Here is a 19,595-nt window from a genome sequence, read left to right on the forward strand (position 1 = left end):
GCTGATGAGGCGTTACCTCTTCAACAGGCTCTGGCAGTCGCTCGTCACGTTGCTGCTGGCAACCATTGTGGTCTTCCTCGGGGTCCGCGCACTTCCGGGTGATCCGGCGCTCGCGTTGGCCGGAGAGGACCGCGACCCCGAGTCGCTGCGAGCGATCCGGCAGCAGTACGGACTGGACGACTCGATGCTCGTGCAGTTCTGGAAGTTCGTCAGCCATGCGGCCCACGGCGATCTCGGCACATCGATCAGATCCGGCGAGAGCGTGAACACGATGCTCCGCAACGCTCTGCCGGTGACGATCGAGCTGTCCATGCTCGCGATCCTGGTGGCCAGCGTGATCGGCGTCGGCGCCGGTGTGGTGGCAGCCGTGCGGCGTGGTCGGCCGGCGGAGTGGGCGGCCAACGCGCTCGCGCTGCTGGGGTTGTCGGTGCCGAACTTCTGGCTCGGGCTGATGGCGATCCTCTACCTGTCGGTGGCTCTGCGGCTGTTCCCGGCGTCCGGTTTCGTACCGTTCTTCACCGACCCGATCGCCAATCTCCATCATCTGGTGTTGCCCGCCTGCATCCTCGGCACCGGGTTGTCGGCGGTGATCATGCGCCAGACCCGGTCGTCGATGCTGGACGCGTTGTCGGCCGACTACATCCGCACGGCCGAGGCGAAGGGCCTGCCACCGCGGTCGGTGGTCGGTCGGCATGCCCTCCGGAACAGCCTGATCGTGGTCGTGACGATCGTCGGCCTCCAATTGGGCGCGCTGATCTCCGGTGCGGTGGTGACAGAGCGGATCTTCGCCCTGCCTGGCTTCGGGAAACTCACCGTGGACGCCGTGTTCCAGCGGGACTACCCGGTGATCCAGGCGGTCGTGCTGGTCACCGCCACGGCGTACATCGTGATCAATCTGCTGGTCGACCTGTTGTACTCCGTCATCGATCCGCGAATCCGGGTCAGGGGTGAGGCGTGATGGCTGTCGCCGATGTCACCGTCACGGCCGGACTGCCGCTGACCTCTCGGCGCAGGAAGGTGGTTCGCCGCCTGCTGCGCAACCCGCTCGCCATCACGGGACTCGTCGTCCTGGTGATCGCAGTACTGGCGGCGGTCTTCGCGCCGTGGTTGGCGCCGCATGAGCCGACGCAGACCCAGCTGAACAGTGCGTTCCAGCCACCGGGGACGGTCGGATATGTGCTCGGCACGGACGATCTCGGCCGTGACGTGTTGTCCAGGATCATGTTCGGCCTCCGTGCTTCGTTGCATGTCGGGTTGCTGGCCGTCGCGACCTCACTCGTGATCGGTGTGCCGCTCGGACTGATGGCCGGCTACTTCCGGGCGATCGACGCGTTGATCTCACGGCTCACCGACCTGGTGCTCGCGTTCCCGTTCCTGATCCTCGCGGTCGGGCTGGCAGCCATTCGTGGCGCGAGCCTCGGCAATGCGGCGATCGCGATCGGCATCGCGCAGATCCCGGGGGTGATCCGGATCGTCCGATCGGAGACGCTGCGGCTGAAGTCGCTCGACTTCGTCGCGGCCGCGATCGTCGAAGGTGCGAGCGACGTCTGGGTGCTCGGGCGGCACATCCTGCCGAACGCGGCCTCGGTGATCATCGTGCAGGCGACGGTCGCGATCCCGGCGGCGATCCTCGGTGAGGCGGTCCTGTCGTTCCTCGGCCTCGGCATCCAGCCACCCGCTCCGAGCCTCGGCACGATGCTGTCCGATGCACAGCAGTTCGCCTCGCGCGCGCCCTGGGCGGCGGTGATGCCCGGCGTCGCGATCATGCTGCTCGCACTGGCGTTCAACGTCGTCGGCGACAGCCTGCGCGATGCCCTCGACCCGAAGGCGAGCCGCCGATGACGAGCACACCGATCAAGGACCAAGCAGTGGTAGAACCGGCGACGACCACCCCGATCTTGAAGGTCACGGGGCTGTCGGTCTCGTTCCGGACCGAGGATGGTCGACTCTCAGCCGTCGACCAGGTGGATCTCCAGGTCGCCGACGGCGAGGTGCTTGCCGTGGTCGGCGAGTCCGGCTGCGGCAAGAGCGTGACGGCGATGAGCCTGGCCGGACTGTTGCCCCGCAGCGCGACCGTCGAGGGATCGGTCCAGCTGGATGGCGTCGAGTTGATCGGCGCGGACAAGCGCACGCTGCGCTCGATCCGCGGCCGCGAGATCGCGTACATCTTCCAGGAGCCGATGACGTCGCTGAACCCGGTCTTCACCGTCGGCTATCAGATCGGCGAAGTACTTCGGGTCCACAACGGCTTGTCCCGTTCCGCTGCCCGCAAACGATCCGTGGAACTGCTCAAGCTGGTCGGTATCCCTTCCGCGGAACGCCGGGTCGACGATTACCCGCACCAACTGTCCGGCGGGATGCGTCAGCGGGTGATGATCGCGATGGCCGTCGCCTGCGACCCGAAGGTGCTCATCGCGGACGAGCCGACCACCGCACTCGACGTGACGATCCAGGCCGGCATTCTCGACGTACTGCGGAGTCTGCGCGAGCGGCTCGGCACCAGCATCGTGCTGATCACGCACGACCTCGGCGTGGTCGCGGATATCGCCGACCGGGTAGCAGTGATGTACGCCGGACGTGTCGTGGAGACGGCTGGTGTCGACGAACTGTTCGCCCGACCGCAACACCCTTACACAGCGGGCCTACTGGGTGCTTCTCCCGCAGCCGGTAGACATGCAGGCACCCACAGGCTCAACGAGATCCCGGGCCTGGTTCCGGTCCTGGCCACGCAGCCTGACGCCTGTACGTTCGCCGACCGCTGCCCACGCGCCCTGGACACCTGTACTACGAAGCAACCGCAGCTGACCCCCGGAAGCCACCGAGTGGCGTGCTGGAACCCAGTCAGTGAGCAGGTGGAGGTCTGATGTACGCACTGGAGCTGGACGACCTCGTCATGCACTTCGGCCCGGTCCGCGCGGTCGACGGCGTATCCCTTCAGATCCGCAAGGGCACAGTTGTCGCACTGGTTGGTGAGAGCGGCTCCGGCAAGTCCACGGTCGGCCGGTGCATCGTCCGCCTGCTCGAACCGACGGGCGGCACCGTCCGCCTGGCCGACTCCGACATCACCCACCTGAGCCGGCGGCAGCTGCGCCCGCACCGCCGTGACGTGTCGATCGTCTTCCAGGACCCCGCGGGTTCGCTGGACCCCCGACTGTCCGTCGGGGACATCGTCGGCGAGCCACTGCGGCTCATGCGCAGAGGCAACAACTCCACTGCCGTGGCCGAGTCGCTCCGCCGGGTAGGCCTGCGCCCCGAGGTCGCCCAGCGTTCACCGCACGAGCTGTCCGGTGGCCAGCGGCAAAGAGTCAGCATCGCGCGCGCTCTGATCTCGGAGCCGAGCCTGCTCGTGGCCGACGAGCCGACCAGCGCGCTTGACGTATCCGTGCAGGCTTCCGTGCTCAACCTGCTGGCCGACCTGCAGCGCGATCTCGGCTTCGCCTGCTTGTTCATCACGCACGACTTGTCCGCAGTGGAGTACCTGGCTGACGAGGTGGCGGTGATGTACCTGGGTCAGCTGGTGGAACAAGGCCCGCGCGAGCGCATCTTCGGCGTACCGGCTCATCCCTACACGCAGGCGTTGCTGTCGGCGGCACCCGTGCCCGATCCCGTAGCGCAGCGCAGCCGGCAGCCGGTGTTGCTCGGTGACGACCTGCCGTCGGCCATAGACCCGCCGTCCGGATGTCGGTTCCACACGCGCTGTCCGGTCGCTGTGGACAAATGCCGGACGGTCGTGCCGGAGTCCCGCCTCATCGGCGAGGGTGGACACCGAGTCGCCTGTCACCTGGTGAACGACGACGGCACCGGCCCCGACGTACGAGAACAACCCGTCGCAGACCTCAGTACAGGAGTTGCTCAATGACCTTCACCACCCGGCCCACGCTGCGCGGCACGTTCGGGATGGTCTCGTCCACGCACTGGCTCGCCTCGCAGTCAGCCATGCGCATCCTCGAGCTCGGCGGCAATGCCTTCGACGCTGCTGCTGCCGCCGGCTTCGTGCTGCATGTGGTCGAGCCGCATCTGAACGGCCCGGGCGGTGAGGTGCCGGCGATCATCGCGACCGCCTCGGACCCGACGCCGCGGGTGCTGTGCGGCCAGGGAGTCGCGCCTGCCGGCGCCACCATCGAGCACTTCCGCTCCCTCGGGCTGTCGTTGATCCCGGGCTCCGGGCCGCTTGCGGCCGCAGTACCGGGGGCTGTCGACGCGTGGCTGCTGTTGCTGCGCGACCACGGCAGCATGCCGCTACGCACAGTGCTCGAACCAGCGATCGGCTACGCCCGCAACGGCCACCCATTGATCGGCAGGGTCGCCGACACGGTCGGGACAGTGCAAGAGCTGTTCACCTCGTACTGGCCGACGTCGGCGGCGCTCTGGTTGCAGGGCGGCCAGCCGCCGCGTGCACACGCGCTCTTCCGCAACACCGCCTACGCGGACACGCTGGAGCGGCTACTGACCACCGCAGAGGGCGCCGGAGCTGATCGGGTTGCGCAGGTCGAGCGTGCACGCCTCACCTGGCGGGAAGGGTTCATTGCCGAGGCGATCGACCAGTTCTCCCGCCTACCGCACCGCGACTCCAGCGGCGAGGCCCACCCCGGACTGATCACGGGCTCGGACCTCGCTGCTTACCAAGCGAGCTGGGAAGAGCCGGCCACGCTCGAGTGGCACGGTCACACGGTCGCCAAGACAGGCCCGTGGGGACAGGGACCGGCGCTGCTGCAGTCGCTGGCGGTACTGGCCGAGCTAGGCGACCCCGCCGACTTGGACCTGACCAGTGCGGCTGCTGTGCACACCACCACCGAGGTGATGAAGCTGTCGTACGCCGACCGCGAGGCCTGGTACGGCGACGGCGCGGACGTCCCGCTGAAGACACTGCTCTCCCCCGCCTATGCCTCCGAGCGTGCTCGGCTCGTAGGTGCTTCCGCTTCCACTGAGCTCCGCCCGGGTAGTCCTGACGGCCGCATCCCGGTGCTGCCGTCTGGCGGGGTTGCGAGTGTTTCAGTGGACGCTACGACCGGTGAGCCGACGGTCCAGTCCGACGGGGTCACGCAGGGCGACACGTGCCACGTCGACGTGATCGACCAGTGGGGCAACGCCATCTCGGCGACTCCTAGCGGCGGCTGGCTGCAGTCGTCGCCGACGATCCCCGAGCTCGGGTTCTGCCTCGGCAGCCGGTTGCAGATGTTCTGGCTGGAGGAAGGCCTGGCGTCGTCGCTCGCGCCAGGTCTGCGGCCGCGCACTACGCTCACGCCGACGCTCGTACTGCGCGACGGGGCGCCGGTGCTCGCCTGCGGTTCGCCGGGTGGTGACCAGCAGGACCAGTGGCAGCTGCTGTTCCTGCTGCGGACCCTTGCCGGTGGTCAGGACCTGCAGGAAGCGATCGATGCGCCCGCGTGGCACACCACGAGCTTCCCGTCGTCGTTCTACCCACGCTCCTCGGAGCCGGGCGGACTAGTCATGGAGAACCGGCTCGGGTCCGCAGTACGCGACGAACTGGTACGCCGCGGACATGTCGTGACCGAGACGGATGCGTGGAGCCTCGGCCGGTTGTGTGCCGTCAGCCGTGAGCAGGACGGCGTACTGGCGGCGGGCGCCAACCCAAGAGGGATGCAGGGTTACGCGACTGGCCGCTGACGGTTAGTCCTTGGGTGTTTCCGGGTCCAGCGCGGCCGCCGCGGCTGCCTCGACGTGCTCGCGCGCGGCCTTGGCAGCCGCCGCGCGATCACCGGCGGCGATCGCGTCCACCACGCGGATGTGCTCCTCCCAGGAATGCGGGGCACGCTGCGCGGCACCGACCCGGAACACCCAGTGCACGTGGTGATACATCGCCGACGACAGCGACGCGAGCCAGCGGTTGCCGCTGATCTCGATCACGGCCAGGTGGAGCGCGCTGTTCAGCTCCGCCACCCGGTCGAAGTCCTTCGCCTCGGTCGCGGCGCTCGCATCCTCCAGCAGGGCGCGCAACCGGGCGATGTCGTCCGGGGTCGCGCGCTCGGCAGCCAGTCCGGCCGCGAGCGTCTCGAGCTGCTCGCGAACCGCGAAGAGGTCCCGGACCGTCGTCTCGTCGAGCGTCGCGACCACGGCTCCACGCCGCGGCAGGATCTGGACGAACCCCTCGGTCTCCACCACCCGCAGTGCCTCGCGCACCGGGTTGCGGGATACGCCGAAGTCCTCTGCCAGCCGGTTCTCCGTCAGCCGTTCACCTTGTGCGTAGTCGCCGTCGACGATCCGGCGCCGCAACTCGGCCAGCACCTGATCCCGCAGCGCGAGGTGATCCCCACCGATCGTCCGGAGCTGCTCCACCCCGTGCCTCCTCATCCCCAACCCGTCTCGCAGCACCGTATCCGAAACCACATCCTCACCGCCCCGCTTCCGCAAAGGTGTTTGCCAGGTGACACGGGGCACTGGATCAGTTCGGCGAGGCCATAAAAGGCCAGGGTTCCGTCCCGGTTGGGAGGTTCGAAGGTCAGCCAGGTTAAGCCACAGCGGCCTGAGTCGGTAGGAGGATCTTCTGGACGGCGGCTGTCGTGATCGGGTGGTAGCCGGGTCGCGCGGCCTCGAATACCTCGGCAGCGAACTCCCTGCCGGCAGCTGAGTCGACCAGTGCCTTGTAGACGGGCAGCACGAGCTTCATCCGTCCTACCCGGCTCAGGAAGCCCGCCAACTCGTCGTACGCCGGGGTGTAGGAACTGGCGGCAACGATCGAGTACCAGCGGCGGGCGATCTCGCCGTTCGCAGTACCAGTCAGGCCGAACTCACGGTCCAGCTGCTGCACCTGCTCTGTCGTCCATACATCCGGAGCAGCGTCCAGGAAGCGCAGCCACTCCTGTGTCGTCCAGCTGCCCGCACCCGACGGCAGGTCGCCCGTGATCAACCACTTGTCCCGCAGTTGGTCGACGATGGCGAAGCGGGCGGACCTGGCCCGCTCCGCGAACGCAGGAATCCCCGGCTCGTCCAGCCAGGCCGCGACCTCGTCGGCCGACACCACACCCGGATGGCGGTCCAGCAGGTGCTCCCGCAGGTGTGCGGCGAAGTCCTCGGAGTTGATGCTGCGGAAGGCGAACCTGTCGAAGTACCCGCGCAGGAACGGGTCGAACACCTCGCGCGAGAACCGCTCCTCGAGCCACGCGAGGAACCAGCAGCCCTTCAGCGGACCGAGAGCGGTCGTGCCGTTGTATTCCGACTTGTGGTTCAGCCCGGGTAGCTCCACGGCCTGCTCCGCCGGGGTCAGCGGGTCCAGCTTCCCTACGGTCGAGTGCTGCTTGATCGCGGTCTCCATGACCGCCAGCTCAGTGCCGTAGACGGCCTCGACGATGCGGTTCTCGACGTAGGAGGTGAAGCCCTCGTTCAGCCAGATATCGTCCCAGCTGTCCTGCGTGACCAGGTTGCCGGACCAGCTGTGCGCGAGCTCGTGCGCGACCACGCTCACCAGTGACTTGTCGCCGATGACCACAGTCGGGGTGGCGAACGTCATCCGCGGGTTCTCCATCCCGCCGTACGGGAAGGACGGCGGCAGCACCAGGATGTCGTAGCGTCCCCAGCGGTACGGGCCGAACAGCGCCTCGGTGACCCGCATCATCTCCTCGGTGTCGGAGAACTCGGCCGCGGCCCGCTTGGCCAGCTCCGGTTCCGCCCAGACGCCGGAGCGCTCCCCGATCGGCTGGAACACCAGATCGCCTGCCGCGATGGCCAGCAGGTAGGACGGGATGGGCTCGGGCATCACCACGTCATACGAGCCGGTACGCCGTGAGGTGGTGCCGTTGTCGGCGCTCATCAGCACCATCAGCTCGGGGGGAGCGGTCACGTGCGCGGCGTAGCTGAACCGCACGCTCGGCGTGTCCTGCACCGGGACCCAGCTGCGCGCGTGGATCGCCTGGGACTGGCTGAACATGAACGGCAACACGCCACCTGCCGTCATCGAAGGCTCCAGCCACTGCAGGCCGGTGGCGGTGGGAGCAGTTCGGTAGCTGACGCGGACCTGCTCGTGCCGCTCCGTCCGGATGGTCAGGGCAGAGCCGAGCTCGGCATCCGGCACCGCCACGCTGTACTCCAGCGGCTCCCAGCCGTCGGTGGTCGATCCCTCCACTGCCAGGACGGTCAGGTCCCGGGTGTCGAGCACGAGACGGTCGCCGGTCCCAGTCCAGGCGAGGGTGTGCGTGGCAGCACCCGTCAGCACCTTGGCACCGAAATCCAGCGCGAGCTCAAGCTCGAGGTGCGTGGTACGAACCAGCGCCGGTTCGGCGTAGGAGTGGCGATCGTGGGTCACAGGGGCTCCCGAGGCAGACGTCGTTCGGACGACATTACCTATGCCGGTGCTCGATGACGCGGCCGTTTAGAGCCACGGGCAGCACCGTGCCAAAACCGGTTAAGACAGAAATCCGCCGAGACGTCGGACTCCTCCTTGAGCCGAGCGACGACGTCGACGGCGTCGCCGACGACGTCCTCGCTCGCTGGCAAGGCCACGCCATCAGCGATATATGTAGCCGGCTCGACGCGATCTCGAGTGAAGCGTCAGCGGCCGCCGGCGACGTCGATCGTGGAGCCGGTCATGTAGGAAGCGCGATCCGAGGCCAGGAACGCGATCGACGCCGCCACCTCCTCGGCCTTGCCCGGACGGCCCAGCGGCGGCGTCGTACCGATCCGCTCCAACCGCCCCTCCTCGTGGATGTCCGTCTCGATCAGCCCCGGCCGGATCCCGAGCACCCGGATCCCCTCGCTCGCGACCTCGTTCGCCAGTCCGACCGTGAGGGTGTCCACCGCCGCCTTGCTACTCGCGTAGTCGACGTATTCGTTCGCGGACCCCAGCACGGCACCTCGCGACGATACGTTCACGATCACCCCACCGTTCCCGCCGCGCGCGGTGGACATCCGTCGTACAGCGGCACCGGCAACGAGGAACGCGCCGATCGTGTTGATCCGGAACACCCGCTCGAGCCGCTCCACGTCGTAGTCGGCCACCCGCCCCGACGGCGACACGATCCCCGCATTGTTGATCACGGCACCGATCTCACCGAGCTCAGCGGTTACCGCGTCGAACATCCGCTCGATCTCAGCCGCCTCGGCCACATCGGCCTGCACTGCAACCGCCCGCCGCCCGACCTTCTCGCACGCCGCGACAACCGCCGCCGCTTCCTCCGAACGGGTGCGATAGCTGAGCCCCACGTCCCACCCATCCTCAGCCAACGCCACAGCGGTTGCCGCCCCGATCCCCCGGCTGCCACCAGTGATCAACGCCGTTCCCCGCCGAGCTTCAATCCGAGTCATGCCCCAACCCTGCCACGCCACCAACCCCAGCCCGCCTACCGCCCAGCTTGACCCCCGTAGCACCTTCTCCCCGCCGGCGAGCTGGTTGCTGTCGGGCGGCGGGACTATCTAGCCAGCCGGTGGCTGCGCCCGGGTGCGGTGGTGCGTGGGCGTGTGTTGATCCGGCACGGGCAGTGGCAGCCCGAGGGCCGCTGCCAGCCACTTCAGGTTGATCGACGCGAGGTCGATGAACACGCGACGGAGCCAATCTGGCTGCTCGCTCACGCAGGCGCGCTGCAGCGACGGTCCTGCAAGCCTCGCGATTAGGGGTGCGGGTTCGGTGCACACCTGCCACGGCGGCGGACCACCCTCCAGGTGAAGCGTGGGGAGCAGTTGCACGAGGTCGTGCAACTCGTGGCCGGCGCCGGCGTGCGACCAGTCGACAAGGCGACCTTCGCACTCGCCGGCGTTGCTGAGGATGCACACGTTGTCGCTGCGGACGTCGCCGTGCACCAGATATGCACCGAGCTCGAGAGCGGTGTCCGCCTCCGCGTCGACGGCGGTTAGGGTCTCGGCATTCGCCTCGAGCCAGCCGGGGATGACGACACCGACATCGACAAGACGGTCGGCCAGCTCGATAACGCGCGGCCACTGTGGTCCCGGCCAGCTGGTCGTCCGCGGCAGCTCGGCAGGGAGCGGCGCTCGGCGCAAACGGTCGAGCGTGCAGCGGAGAAGGTCGATGTCGCCGGGTCGCCAGACCGTCGACGTGCCGCCGCCCGGATTCTCGGCGCCGGCCGCAGGCCAGTAGGCGGCGGACAGGTCCTCCGTCACCAGCAACGGCTGTCCGGTGCCGTCGTCCTGCCAGCCGAGAACCTCGGGGCAGAGGCTGGTGCCTCGCAGGTGATCGAGGATCCGGTGCTCGTTGCGCAGCCAGCCCGCAGTCTCTTCGGTGGTCGCCCCTTTGACAAACGCGGCGCTGCCATCGCTGAACGTGACGACGAGCCGGTCCGCGGCCGACAGCCCGAACTCAGGTGCACGCCAAGCCGCCGCAGTCTTGCCGAGCAGCGATCCGACCGTCCCGGCGATCACAGGCGTTTCGGCAGCTGTCACGCCCTAGATATAGCAGGCATCTTCGATGCGCCCGCACCAGCACCGGTCGCGCCGAGGGCGCCGCCCGCGTCACCGTCGAGGAACTCACCGAAGCCGAGGTCAAGCTCGGCGGACAGGTCCACGACCCGAACGACCCGATCGGCCGGCTGCTGTTCAACGTCCTAGCCATGATCGCCGAGTACGAATCAGATCTCATCAGGATGCGCACCCGCGAAGGCATGGAGGTCGCCAAGGCCAAAGGTCGTCGATCGGGGCTGGTGACAGCAGCGTTACCGGCATCCCGAGCCAACTGGTACCGCCGGGTGTTGGAGTGAGAGGAGTCCACTGCCGGGTGGCGACGTACCGGGCGTAGGTGGTGGCTGCTCCGCGGGCGTGGCGCTCGATGGTCTGGGTGTCGCAGCCGGCAAGCCCGTCAGGAGGACTTGTGCGACGGCTTCCCCACGGGTGGATCGCCGCGCTGAGCGGCTTCGGCGATGTTGTGTTGCATGCCGCCGAAGACGATTCCGTGGAATGGCTTGATCGCCCACCAATAGAGATGACCTGGTAGTCCGTGCGGGTGGAAGAGCGCTCTCTGGCGGAAGATCGTGCGTTTCTCGTCATCCGTGTCGACGATGAGCTCGAGCCAGGCCAGCCCGGGCAGCCGCAGCTCGGCGCGCAGCCGGAGCAGCTTCAGATCCTCGATCTCCTCGACCCGCCACCAGTCGAGCGGGTCGCCGATGGATAGGTCGTTCGGATCTCGCCGGCCGCGGCGCAGGCCCGGTCCGCCGAATACCCGGTCGAGCACTCCCCTGGCCCGCCAGCCCAGGCGCCACGAGTACCAGCCGTTCCCGCCGCCGATCCCTTCGATCACAGACCAGAGTTGCTCGGGAGTCGCCGAGACGGCGCTCTCTCGCTGATCCGTATACAGCGAACCGCCCGACCAATCCGGATCACTCGGAAGCGGATCACTCGGGGCGCCGAGTGTCGACGCAGATGCCCAGCTGGTGGTGACGTCGAGATCCTGGACCCGTTTCAGCGCGAGCTCCACCGCGCGATCGAACCCGATCAGCCCGTGCGCAGGGTCCGCGACGTACTGCTCGATGTCGTGTTCCTTGCAGATCACTTCGTGGATCAGGCTGTCCACCAGCGGTCGGGCGATGCTGCTCGGCACCGGCGTGACCAGACCGACCCAGTGGCTCGACAACGACGGGGTCAGCAGAGGCAAGGTGACGATCCGCCTCGGCTGCAGGCCCGCCACTGCGGCGTACCGCTGCATCATGTCGCGGTAGGTCAGCACATCAGGTCCGCCTATGTCGAACCCTCGGTTGACGTCCGCCGGCATCGCCGCACTCCCGACCAGGTAGTGCAGGACATCTCGTACTGCGATCGGCTGGATGCGCGTTCCGAGCCAGCGCGGGGTGAGCATCAACGGCAGGCGGTCAGTCAGGTGGCGCAACATCTCGAAGGACGCGGAGCCCGAACCGAGGATCACGGCAGCGCGCAGAACGGTGGTCGGCACACCGGACGAGAGCAGGATCTCGCCGACCTCCCGACGTGAGTCGAGGTGGGGAGACAGTTCTTCGCCCTGCGGATACAGCCCGCCGAGATAGACGATCCTGCTGACGCCGGCCTCGCGTGCGGCCGAGCCGAACGTCAGCGCAGTGTGGCGATCGCGCGACTCGAAGCGTCTCCCGGTGCCGAGCGCGTGGATCAGGTAGTAGGCGACATCTACACCTTCAAGCGCCGCGGCCACCTGATGCTTGTCCCCAGCGTCTGCCTCGACGATCTCGACGTCGTCGTACCAGTCGCGATCCTGCAAACGCCGCGGGTTCCGCGCCATCGCGTGAACGCGATACCCGGCCTTGAGCAACTCAGGCACCAGCCGACCACCGATGTAACCGGTGACCCCCGTGACAAGAACCAATGGCGACCTCATAGGCCTCGCCCGGTGCCCAGCTCGCGTCGAGATCATGCGAGAGCGTCCCCTCTCCGTCAGCGGGCCTTTGACATGCACCCCGGTGGCTGCCTATTGTATTTATGCAGCTAACCGGCTGCATGTTGGAGGCGCAGTTGATGGACGACGTATTCAGGGCCCTGGCCGATCCGAGCCGGCGACGGTTGCTCGACAGCCTGAATCAGCGGAACGGGCAGACGCTGCGAGAGCTCTGCGCCGGCCTGGAGATGGCTCGGCAGTCGGTCAGCAAACATCTCGCCTTGCTCGAAGAGGCGAACCTCGTGACGACCGTGTGGCGCGGCCGCGAGAAGTTGCACTACCTGAACGCGGAGCCGATCAACGCCATCGCCGACCGCTGGATCAACCAGTACGACCGTCGACGGGTGCACCTGTTCGCCGACCTCAAGACAGCATTGGAGCGGGAAACCATGAGCGACAACGACTTCGTCTACACCACCTACATCAAGACCACCCCGGAGAGGCTCTGGCAGGCGATCACCGATCCCACGTTCACCAAGCAGTACTGGGGCGTCTACCACGACACGGACTGGAAGGTCGGTTCGCCGATGGAGTGGCACCTCGGCGACGTGACGATGGCCGGTCCCGGCCAGGTCGTGCTGGAACATGATCCGTACCGCCGACTCGCCTTCACCTGGCACACCATCACGCCCGAGTTCGCCGCCGCCGTCGAGATGGACGACGATCTGCTGGCAAAGACGAGCAGCGAGCCACTGTCCAGGGTGAGCTTCGACATCGAGCCGGACGGCGACCAGGTCAAGCTGACGGTCATCCACAGCGGGTTCGAGCCCGGCAGCACGCTCCGAGCCATGATCAGCGACGGCTGGACCCGCCTGATCTCCGACCTCAAGTCCTTCGCCGAATCCATGCCGCGGAAGGAGCAGCCCAGCCCCGGGAGCGAGGCCGCCAAGGACTCCGCCGAAGCCAAGGACAACGCCCCGGTCGGTTGAGCCCCAGCAGCACCTGATCAGCCGGCGACGGTTGGCTCAGGGGCGACGGTGGAGGAGCAGGGGTAGGACCGCGTAGGCGCCGGCCTCTCGGAGTTTGGCGGCGGCGACGGTGATGGGCCATTGGGACGAGGACGCGTCGACCACCAGCAGGACCGACCGTGCGGTGATTGCCTGGGCCGTCGTGGGGTCGATGCTGACGCCGTCGCGCCACACCTTCGCCTCTTCCGCCGAGGACAGGTCGTCGGTGAACCCGGTCGGATCCACGGTCAGCTCGGCACGCTCGAGCCGACCGATCTCGGCCAGGTGATCCGCGATCTCGGTGGTGAGACGGCTGTACCCGGCCGCCGGCAGCGTCACCACGACCTCCGGACGCCTCGACCAGGCATCACGCCAGCGCGACAACGCGGCCACGCAGCCTGCCTTGAGCGCTTCCAGCCCGGCCGGATCCGCACCCACCTCCTGGCTGAAGGTCGATCGAATCACCTCCCGCCACTCGGGCGCATCGGCGTACACGATCGTTCGGCCTGGTTCGGCCATCAGGGCCGGTGGGATCCGGCCCTTGGCGCCGAAAGCGCCGCCCGGCCACATCTTGCGGGGCTCGAGCACGTGGGTCTCGCCGCGCAGCAACCGGATGATCGACCGCACCGTCTCGGGATCGGGCTTCGCGCTGAGCGGGTCCGGCAGCAGTCCGAGACAGACCGAGCAGCGCCCGCACGGCTCGGCCGACGGGTCGTCCAGGGACTCCTGGAGAAGTTGCATGAGGCAACGTTCGCCGCGGGTGTAGGCCCGCATGATGTCGGCCTCGCGCCGTCGTACCGAGACGATGCCGTCGTAGTGCTCGGCGTCGAAGGTCCAGTCGGCCGCGGTCCGCACCCAGCCGCGCTCGACTCGCTCGACCGCACCGTCGACCGCGAGCTGCTTCAGCATCAGCTCGACCCGCCCCCGGCGCAGCCCCGTCTCGGCTTCCAGAGCCGGGACTGTCGCCGGCTGGTCCGGTCCATAGGCCTCGAGACCGCGTAGCAGCCGGTTCACCTGATCCGGAACGGGGATCGTCGCGGTCGCGAAGTAGTCCCAGACACCCGCATCGGCGTCCGACGGCAGCAGCGCCACCACCGCATGATCGATCCCGCGCCCCGCGCGCCCGACCTGCTGGTAGTACGAGACCGGCGACGGCGGCGAGCCCACATGGACCACGAACCCGAGGTCAGGTTTGTCGTATCCCATCCCCAGCGCCGACGTGGCCACCAGAGCCTTCAGATCGTTGGCGCGCAGCGCATCTTCGAGGTTCTCCCGCTCAGCCGCCTCCAGACCACCCGTGTACGCCGCAACGGGAACCGCGGGGCCGTGAACCTCCTGGATGGCGGCAGCAAGTCGCTGTGCATCGGAGACGGTCAGCGTGTAGACGATGCCCGAGCCCGGCAACTTCGGCAGATGATCCACGACCCACGCGAACCGATCGAGTGGCGACAGCGCATCCACCACGCAGAGCTGCAGACTCGACCGGGCCAGCGGACCACGCAGCACGAGGGTCGACTCCCCCAGTTGGCGGGCCACGTCCTCCGTCACCCGGGCGTTCGCGGTCGCGGTGGTCGCGAGCACGGGCGTCTGCGGGTTCAGTTGCTGGAGCACGTCGGACACGCGGCGGTAGTCCGGCCGGAAGTCGTGCCCCCAGTCCGACACGGCATGCGCTTCGTCGATCACGAGGAGACCGATCTGGCCGGCGAGCCCATCGAGCACGCGCCGGCCGAAACCGGGATTGGCGAGTCGCTCAGGAGACACCAGTAGTACGTCGATCGCCCCCGAGCGGAGGTTGTGCTCGATCCCGGACCACTCGTCGACGTTGGACGAGTTCAGAGTGGCCGCACGGAGACCGGCACGGGCCGCGGCGGCCACCTGGTCGCGCATCAGGGAGAGCAGCGGCGAGACGACGAGCGTCGGACCGGCGCCTTCGGAGCGGCGGATCGCCGTGGCAGCCCAGTAGACAGCGGACTTGCCCCACCCGGTGGCCTGCACGACCAGCACCCGCGCGTTCGGCTCACAAAGCGCCGCAACAGCGGTCTCCTGATCGTCCCGCAGCCGCGCGGCATCACCGGCTATCGCGCGGATCACACCCGCTGCGGTTGCCGTCCGCTCGTCTGACAGTTTCAGCAGATCACCCATGCAGGAGACCCTAGACTCCCCCACCCCCAGTCCGCTGGCGCAGCCTCGTCGCCTGTGGATAAGGGGGTCTAGCAGCGATCGCCCGGTTGGCAGGAATCGCTCGGATGGCAGGGATTGCCCGCGGAGTCGACCAGCCGCTGCGGACCGGGGCCCTTCGTCGCGAGCACGTCGTACGGATTGGCCAGGCCGCATCGGTCGAGCGAGAGGCAGCCGCATCCGACGCAGTCCTTGAAGTCGTCGCGCAACTGCTCCAGATGCAGGATGCGTTTGTCGAGCTCGGCCTGCCAGCACTCCGAGATGTATTCCCAGTCCTGCCTCGTCGGCGTCCGGTTGTCCGGCAGCATCGCGAGGATCGCCGCCACCTCGGCGAGCGGGATGCCGACCCGTTGCGCGATCCGGATCAGGGCGACCCGGCGCAGCGTGTCCCGCTTGTAGCGCCGCTGGTTGCCGGAGGTCCGGCGGCTGATGATCAGGCTCTGTCGCTCGTAGAAGTGCAGCGCGGAGATCGCCACGCCACTGCGCTGTGACAGCTGCCCGACCGTCAGTTCACCCGGCTCGATGTCCACGAAAGCCTCCCTAGACCTCAACTAATGTCGAGGCTAGCGGACGACCTCAGGCCGGCGAGAGGCGCCGCCCGATGCTCGCGGACATCAACGCGGCCGCCGCGCACAATCCGCCCGCGAGGTACCAGGCGAGGTTGTAGTCACCCTGCGCGTCCCGGATCGCCCCGGCACCGGTCGCCGCGATGGCCGCGCCGATCTGGTGCGAAGCGAACACCCAGCCGAAGACGATCGGTCCGTCCACGCCGAACCACTCCCGGCAGAGCGCGACGGTCGGCGGCACGGTCGCCACCCAGTCGAGGCCGTAGAAGATGATGAACACCCAGATGCTCGGCTGAGCCGACGGCCCGAGCAGGGACGGCAGCACCAGCAGCGACAGCCCGCGCAACGAGTAGTAGGCGATCAGCAGGTACCGCGGATCCCAGCGGTCCGTCAGCCAGCCCGACACGATCGTCCCGCCGACATCGAAGACACCGACCAGCGCGAGCAGCGACGCGGCAGTGGTTGCCGGCATGCCGTGGTCGTGGGCGGCCGTGACGAAGTGGGTGCCGATCAGCCCGTTCGTCGACGCGCCGCAGATCGCGAATCCGCCCGCAAGCATCCAGAACGCCGGCCGATGCATCGCCTTCCACAAGGCGGTCACGGCCCGCAGCGCGCTGCTCCCGGTTGTCTCGACCCGCTGTCCGGCCGTGCTTCCCTCCGGTGCCCCGTACGCCGTCAGTCCGACGTCGCTCGGGTAGTCCCGCAGGAACAGCAGCACCAGTGGAACCACAACCAGCGCGGATCCGGCGGCAACCAGGGCGGGCACGCGCCAGCCGTATGCGGCGGCCAGTTGCGCGATCAGCGGCAGGAAGACCAGCTGACCCGTCGCCCCGGCCGCCGTCAGGATCCCGGTGACCAGTCCGCGGCGCTGCACGAACCACCGGCCGGTGATCGTCGCGACGAACGTCATCGACATCGATCCCGTGCCGACGCCGACCAGCACGCCCCAGCACAACAGGAGCTGCCAGGCCGAGTTCATGAAGACCGTCAGCCCGCTGCCCAGGGCGATCAGGAGGAGGGCGCCGCTGACCACTCGACGCAGCCCGAGCCGGTCCATCAGAGCAGCCGCGAACGGTGAGATCAGCCCATACAGCAGGAGGTTGATCGACACCGCGGCCGAGATCGTGGCATGGGACCAGCCGAACTCCTCGTGCAGCGGATCCAGCAGGATGCCCGGCACCGAACGGAACCCGGCGGCCCCGATCAGCGTGATGAAACCGACCGCCGCGACCGGCCAGGCGCGGTGCAGCCTGACGGTCTTCTTCTCCAGGATCTCAGTCACCAGGAGAGAATGCCGGACTTGCTTCCGCCGAACCAGTGGCCAGACCGCCACCATATGTCAAGATATGGCCATGGCCCGTCGCCTCACCTCCGTTCACCCCCACCGCGTCGCCGTGCTCGCCCTGGAGCCCGTCGTCGGCTTCGACCTGACGATCCCGCCGACCGTCTTCGGCTCAGCCACCCGCTCGGACGGGACACCTCTGTACGAAGTACAGGTGTGCGGCCTCGAGGTGGCCCCGATCCGGGTCAGTGCCGGGTATTCGCTCATCCCCGACTACGGCCCGGAGGCGTTGGCCGAGGCGGACACCGTGATCATCCCGGGCACGCACATCCCACAGCCGCGGAACGATGGGACGCTGCCCGATGACCTGGCCGAGGCGCTCGACACGATCCGCCCCGGCACCCGGATCGCGTCGATCTGCACCGGGGCGTTCGTGCTCGGCGCGGCCGGGTTGCTCGACGGACGGCCGGCGACCACGCACTGGCAGCGAGCCGACATGTTCCGCGCCCTCTATCCGAAGGTGCTGCTCAATGAGGACCTCCTCTTCATCGACGACGGGGACATCATCACTTCGGCCGGCCTCGCGGCAGGCGTCGATCTGTGCCTGCACCTGATCCGTCGCGACTTCGGCAGCGAGGCGGCCAATCGCGCCGCGCGGCACTGTGTCGTGCCACCGTGGCGTGACGGCGGACAGTCGCAGTTCATCGAGCGCGTCGTCCCGGACGAGGGCAGCGAGGGAACCGCCCCGACCCGCGCCTGGGCGCTGGAACGACTCGGCGAAGAACTGAGCCTCACTGCCTTGGCTGCGCAAGCACGGATGAGCGTCCGCACCTTCAGCCGGCGATTCAAAGCCGAGACAAGCCAGTCGCCGGGCACCTGGCTGCTGCAGCAACGCGTCCGGCATGCGTGCCACCTGCTGGAGACGACCGATCTGTCGGTCGACCGCGTCGCCGAGTCGGCCGGCCTCGGCACCGCGGCTTCCTTGCGGCATCACCTTCGCAGCGAACTCGGCGTTTCTCCTCTCGCTTATCGCAAGACCTTCCGCGCCAGCTGATCTCTATCCGTTCCGGTTGACGGACAAACCGACGGGATCAGACGACGACCAGGTCGTGCGGCTGCTGGTTGAAGGACTCGACGCCGTCCTCGGTGACCACCACGATGTCCTCGATCCGGGCTCCCCACCGCCCCTGGTGGTAGATGCCCGGCTCGACGCTGAACGCCATGCCTGGTTCGAGAATCAGCTCGTTCCCACTGACAATGTATGGCTCTTCGTGGACGTCGAGGCCGATCCCGTGTCCGGTCCTGTGGATAAAGAATTCGCCGTACCCGGCGGCCGCGATGACGTCGCGCGCCGCGGCGTCGATCGACTCCGCGCTGACGCCGGGACGGACCGCATCCACGGCGGCCTGCTGAGCCTCCTGCAACACCCTGTACGTCGCTGCGACATCGGCGTCGCCGGGTTCGCCGATGGAGTAGGTCCGGGTGGAATCCGAGTTGTAGCCCGCGGCGATCGGCCCACCGATGTCGACGACCACCACATCTCCCGACTCGATCACGCGATCCGACACATCGTGGTGCGGGCTGGCCGCGTTCGGACCACTGGCGACGATGACGAAGTCGGCCTGGGCGTGTCCCTCCTCGACGATGGCCGTGGCGATGTCCGCACCCACCTCCGCCTCCGTCCGGCCCACGCGGAGCAGCCCGGGCACGCGCGCGTGGACCCGATCGATCGCGGCTCCCGCCTCGCGGAGGGCCGCGACCTCTGCCGCGTCCTTGCGCATCCGCAACTCCCGCACGATCGGCCCGGCCAGCACCTGCTCCACTCCCGCCATCGCATCGCGGATCGCCAGCACATGCAGGGCCGGTGTGAAATCGCTGACCGCGACAAGATCGGACCCGGCGAGCCTGTCGGCGACCGCGGCGTACGGGTTGTCGCCGTCGACCCAGGTGATGACCTCGACGCCGAGTTCGTCCAGCGGCACGTCCCCGAATCCGGGCGCCTCGAGTTTGGGCACGACCAGCGCCGGCGGTCCGACGGCGGGGATCACGAGGGTGGTCAGGCGTTCGTACGAACCGCCCGCCTGGCCGAGGAGATACCGCAGGTCGGATCCGGGGGCGATCAGGAGTCCGGTGCCATTCGCGGCCCCGCGAGCTCGATCGAGCCGGGCGCGGAGAACGGCGGCGTCAGGTGCGGGCAGGTGCAGAGAACGTCGCGACATGAGCCGAGCCTAGGTCAGGATTCAGAAACTGTCGGCGGGCATTGTTAGAACTTCGGCACGCTGGTTCAACACCCACCGAACCGG

Annotated in this window: 17 protein-coding genes and 1 pseudogene; 8 read left to right on the forward strand and 10 right to left on the reverse strand. The window is 68.1% G+C overall.

Translation table 11 applies throughout. The features are described 5' to 3' along the window. Positions 1–4 precede the first annotated feature (4 nt). Genes ABD210_RS23135 through ABD210_RS23155 form a run of 5 tightly spaced genes read left to right on the forward strand, consistent with a single transcriptional unit; the run spans position 5 to position 5,628 of the window. Entirely contained in the window at positions 5–958 is a 954-nt protein-coding gene (locus ABD210_RS23135) for an ABC transporter permease (protein WP_344114072.1), read from the forward strand. Further along, the gene (locus tag ABD210_RS23140; RefSeq protein WP_344114073.1) at positions 958–1,842 is read left to right on the forward strand and encodes an ABC transporter permease; all 885 of its coding nucleotides are present in this window, start codon (positions 958–960) and stop codon (positions 1,840–1,842) included. The genes ABD210_RS23135 and ABD210_RS23140 overlap by 1 nt, the downstream gene beginning before the upstream one ends. Further along, positions 1,839–2,864: an ABC transporter ATP-binding protein gene (locus ABD210_RS23145; RefSeq protein ID WP_344114074.1), complete on the forward strand. Its 1,026-nt coding sequence runs from the start codon at positions 1,839–1,841 to the stop codon at positions 2,862–2,864. Before ABD210_RS23140 ends, ABD210_RS23145 begins: the two co-directional genes overlap by 4 nt. After that, complete coding sequence (locus tag ABD210_RS23150; protein WP_344114075.1) at positions 2,864–3,859, forward strand: ABC transporter ATP-binding protein; 996 nt, start codon at positions 2,864–2,866, stop codon at positions 3,857–3,859. The genes ABD210_RS23145 and ABD210_RS23150 overlap by 1 nt, the downstream gene beginning before the upstream one ends. Then, entirely contained in the window at positions 3,856–5,628 is a 1,773-nt protein-coding gene (locus ABD210_RS23155; RefSeq protein WP_344114076.1) for a gamma-glutamyltransferase family protein, read from the forward strand. The genes ABD210_RS23150 and ABD210_RS23155 overlap by 4 nt, the downstream gene beginning before the upstream one ends. A gap of 3 nt (positions 5,629–5,631) precedes the next feature. Here the strand turns inward: ABD210_RS23155 and ABD210_RS23160 are convergent, their stop codons facing one another. The 5 genes from ABD210_RS23160 to ABD210_RS23180 all read right to left on the reverse strand — a co-directional run bounded on the left by ABD210_RS23160 (position 5,632) and on the right by ABD210_RS23180 (position 10,469). Further along, positions 5,632–6,297: a GntR family transcriptional regulator gene (locus tag ABD210_RS23160; RefSeq protein WP_344114077.1), complete on the reverse strand. Its 666-nt coding sequence runs from the start codon at positions 6,295–6,297 to the stop codon at positions 5,632–5,634. 172 nt (positions 6,298–6,469) lie between these two features. Beyond that, on the reverse strand, positions 6,470–8,260 hold the full coding sequence (locus ABD210_RS23165; protein ID WP_344114079.1) for a M1 family metallopeptidase: 1,791 nt from the start codon (positions 8,258–8,260) through the stop codon (positions 6,470–6,472). Between the two features lie 245 nt (positions 8,261–8,505). After that, entirely contained in the window at positions 8,506–9,258 is a 753-nt protein-coding gene (locus ABD210_RS23170; RefSeq protein WP_344114080.1) for an SDR family oxidoreductase, read from the reverse strand. A 108-nt stretch (positions 9,259–9,366) separates the two neighbouring features. Next, positions 9,367–10,347, reverse strand: a complete 981-nt coding sequence (locus ABD210_RS23175) for an aminoglycoside phosphotransferase family protein (RefSeq protein WP_344114081.1) — start codon at positions 10,345–10,347, stop codon at positions 9,367–9,369. Continuing rightward, complete coding sequence (locus ABD210_RS23180; protein WP_344114151.1) at positions 10,344–10,469, reverse strand: hypothetical protein; 126 nt, start codon at positions 10,467–10,469, stop codon at positions 10,344–10,346. The genes ABD210_RS23175 and ABD210_RS23180 overlap by 4 nt, the downstream gene beginning before the upstream one ends. 9 nt (positions 10,470–10,478) lie before the next feature. On the opposite strand from ABD210_RS23180, the pseudogene ABD210_RS23185 reads away from it, so the two are divergent. Beyond that, positions 10,479–10,661: pseudogene (locus ABD210_RS23185) on the forward strand (recombinase family protein); the annotation flags it as partial. A 98-nt stretch (positions 10,662–10,759) separates the two neighbouring features. Here ABD210_RS23185 and ABD210_RS23190 read toward each other — a convergent pair. Beyond that, positions 10,760–12,298, reverse strand: a complete 1,539-nt coding sequence (locus ABD210_RS23190; protein WP_344114082.1) for an SDR family oxidoreductase — start codon at positions 12,296–12,298, stop codon at positions 10,760–10,762. Between the two features lie 101 nt (positions 12,299–12,399). Between ABD210_RS23190 and ABD210_RS23195 the strand changes: the two genes are divergently transcribed. Continuing rightward, on the forward strand, positions 12,400–13,248 hold the full coding sequence (locus ABD210_RS23195; RefSeq protein WP_344114085.1) for an ArsR/SmtB family transcription factor: 849 nt from the start codon (positions 12,400–12,402) through the stop codon (positions 13,246–13,248). Between the two features lie 36 nt (positions 13,249–13,284). Here the strand turns inward: ABD210_RS23195 and ABD210_RS23200 are convergent, their stop codons facing one another. From ABD210_RS23200 to ABD210_RS23210, 3 genes are all read right to left on the reverse strand, one after another. Continuing rightward, positions 13,285–15,408, reverse strand: coding sequence for a RecQ family ATP-dependent DNA helicase (locus ABD210_RS23200; RefSeq protein WP_344114087.1), 2,124 nt, complete (start codon positions 15,406–15,408; stop codon positions 13,285–13,287). A 68-nt stretch (positions 15,409–15,476) separates the two neighbouring features. Continuing rightward, entirely contained in the window at positions 15,477–15,974 is a 498-nt protein-coding gene (gene soxR, locus ABD210_RS23205; protein ID WP_344114088.1) for a redox-sensitive transcriptional activator SoxR, read from the reverse strand. 46 nt (positions 15,975–16,020) lie between these two features. Then, positions 16,021–17,292, reverse strand: coding sequence for an MFS transporter (locus tag ABD210_RS23210; RefSeq protein ID WP_344114089.1), 1,272 nt, complete (start codon positions 17,290–17,292; stop codon positions 16,021–16,023). A 70-nt stretch (positions 17,293–17,362) separates the two neighbouring features. Between ABD210_RS23210 and ABD210_RS23215 the strand changes: the two genes are divergently transcribed. After that, the gene (locus tag ABD210_RS23215) at positions 17,363–18,346 is read left to right on the forward strand and encodes a GlxA family transcriptional regulator (protein ID WP_344114090.1); all 984 of its coding nucleotides are present in this window, start codon (positions 17,363–17,365) and stop codon (positions 18,344–18,346) included. 37 nt (positions 18,347–18,383) lie between these two features. Here ABD210_RS23215 and ABD210_RS23220 read toward each other — a convergent pair whose 3' ends face one another. Continuing rightward, entirely contained in the window at positions 18,384–19,511 is a 1,128-nt protein-coding gene (locus ABD210_RS23220) for a M24 family metallopeptidase (RefSeq protein ID WP_344114092.1), read from the reverse strand. Positions 19,512–19,595 lie beyond the last annotated feature (84 nt).

Source organism: Kribbella alba (assembly GCF_039529635.1).
GTDB lineage: Bacteria > Actinomycetota > Actinomycetes > Propionibacteriales > Kribbellaceae > Kribbella > Kribbella alba.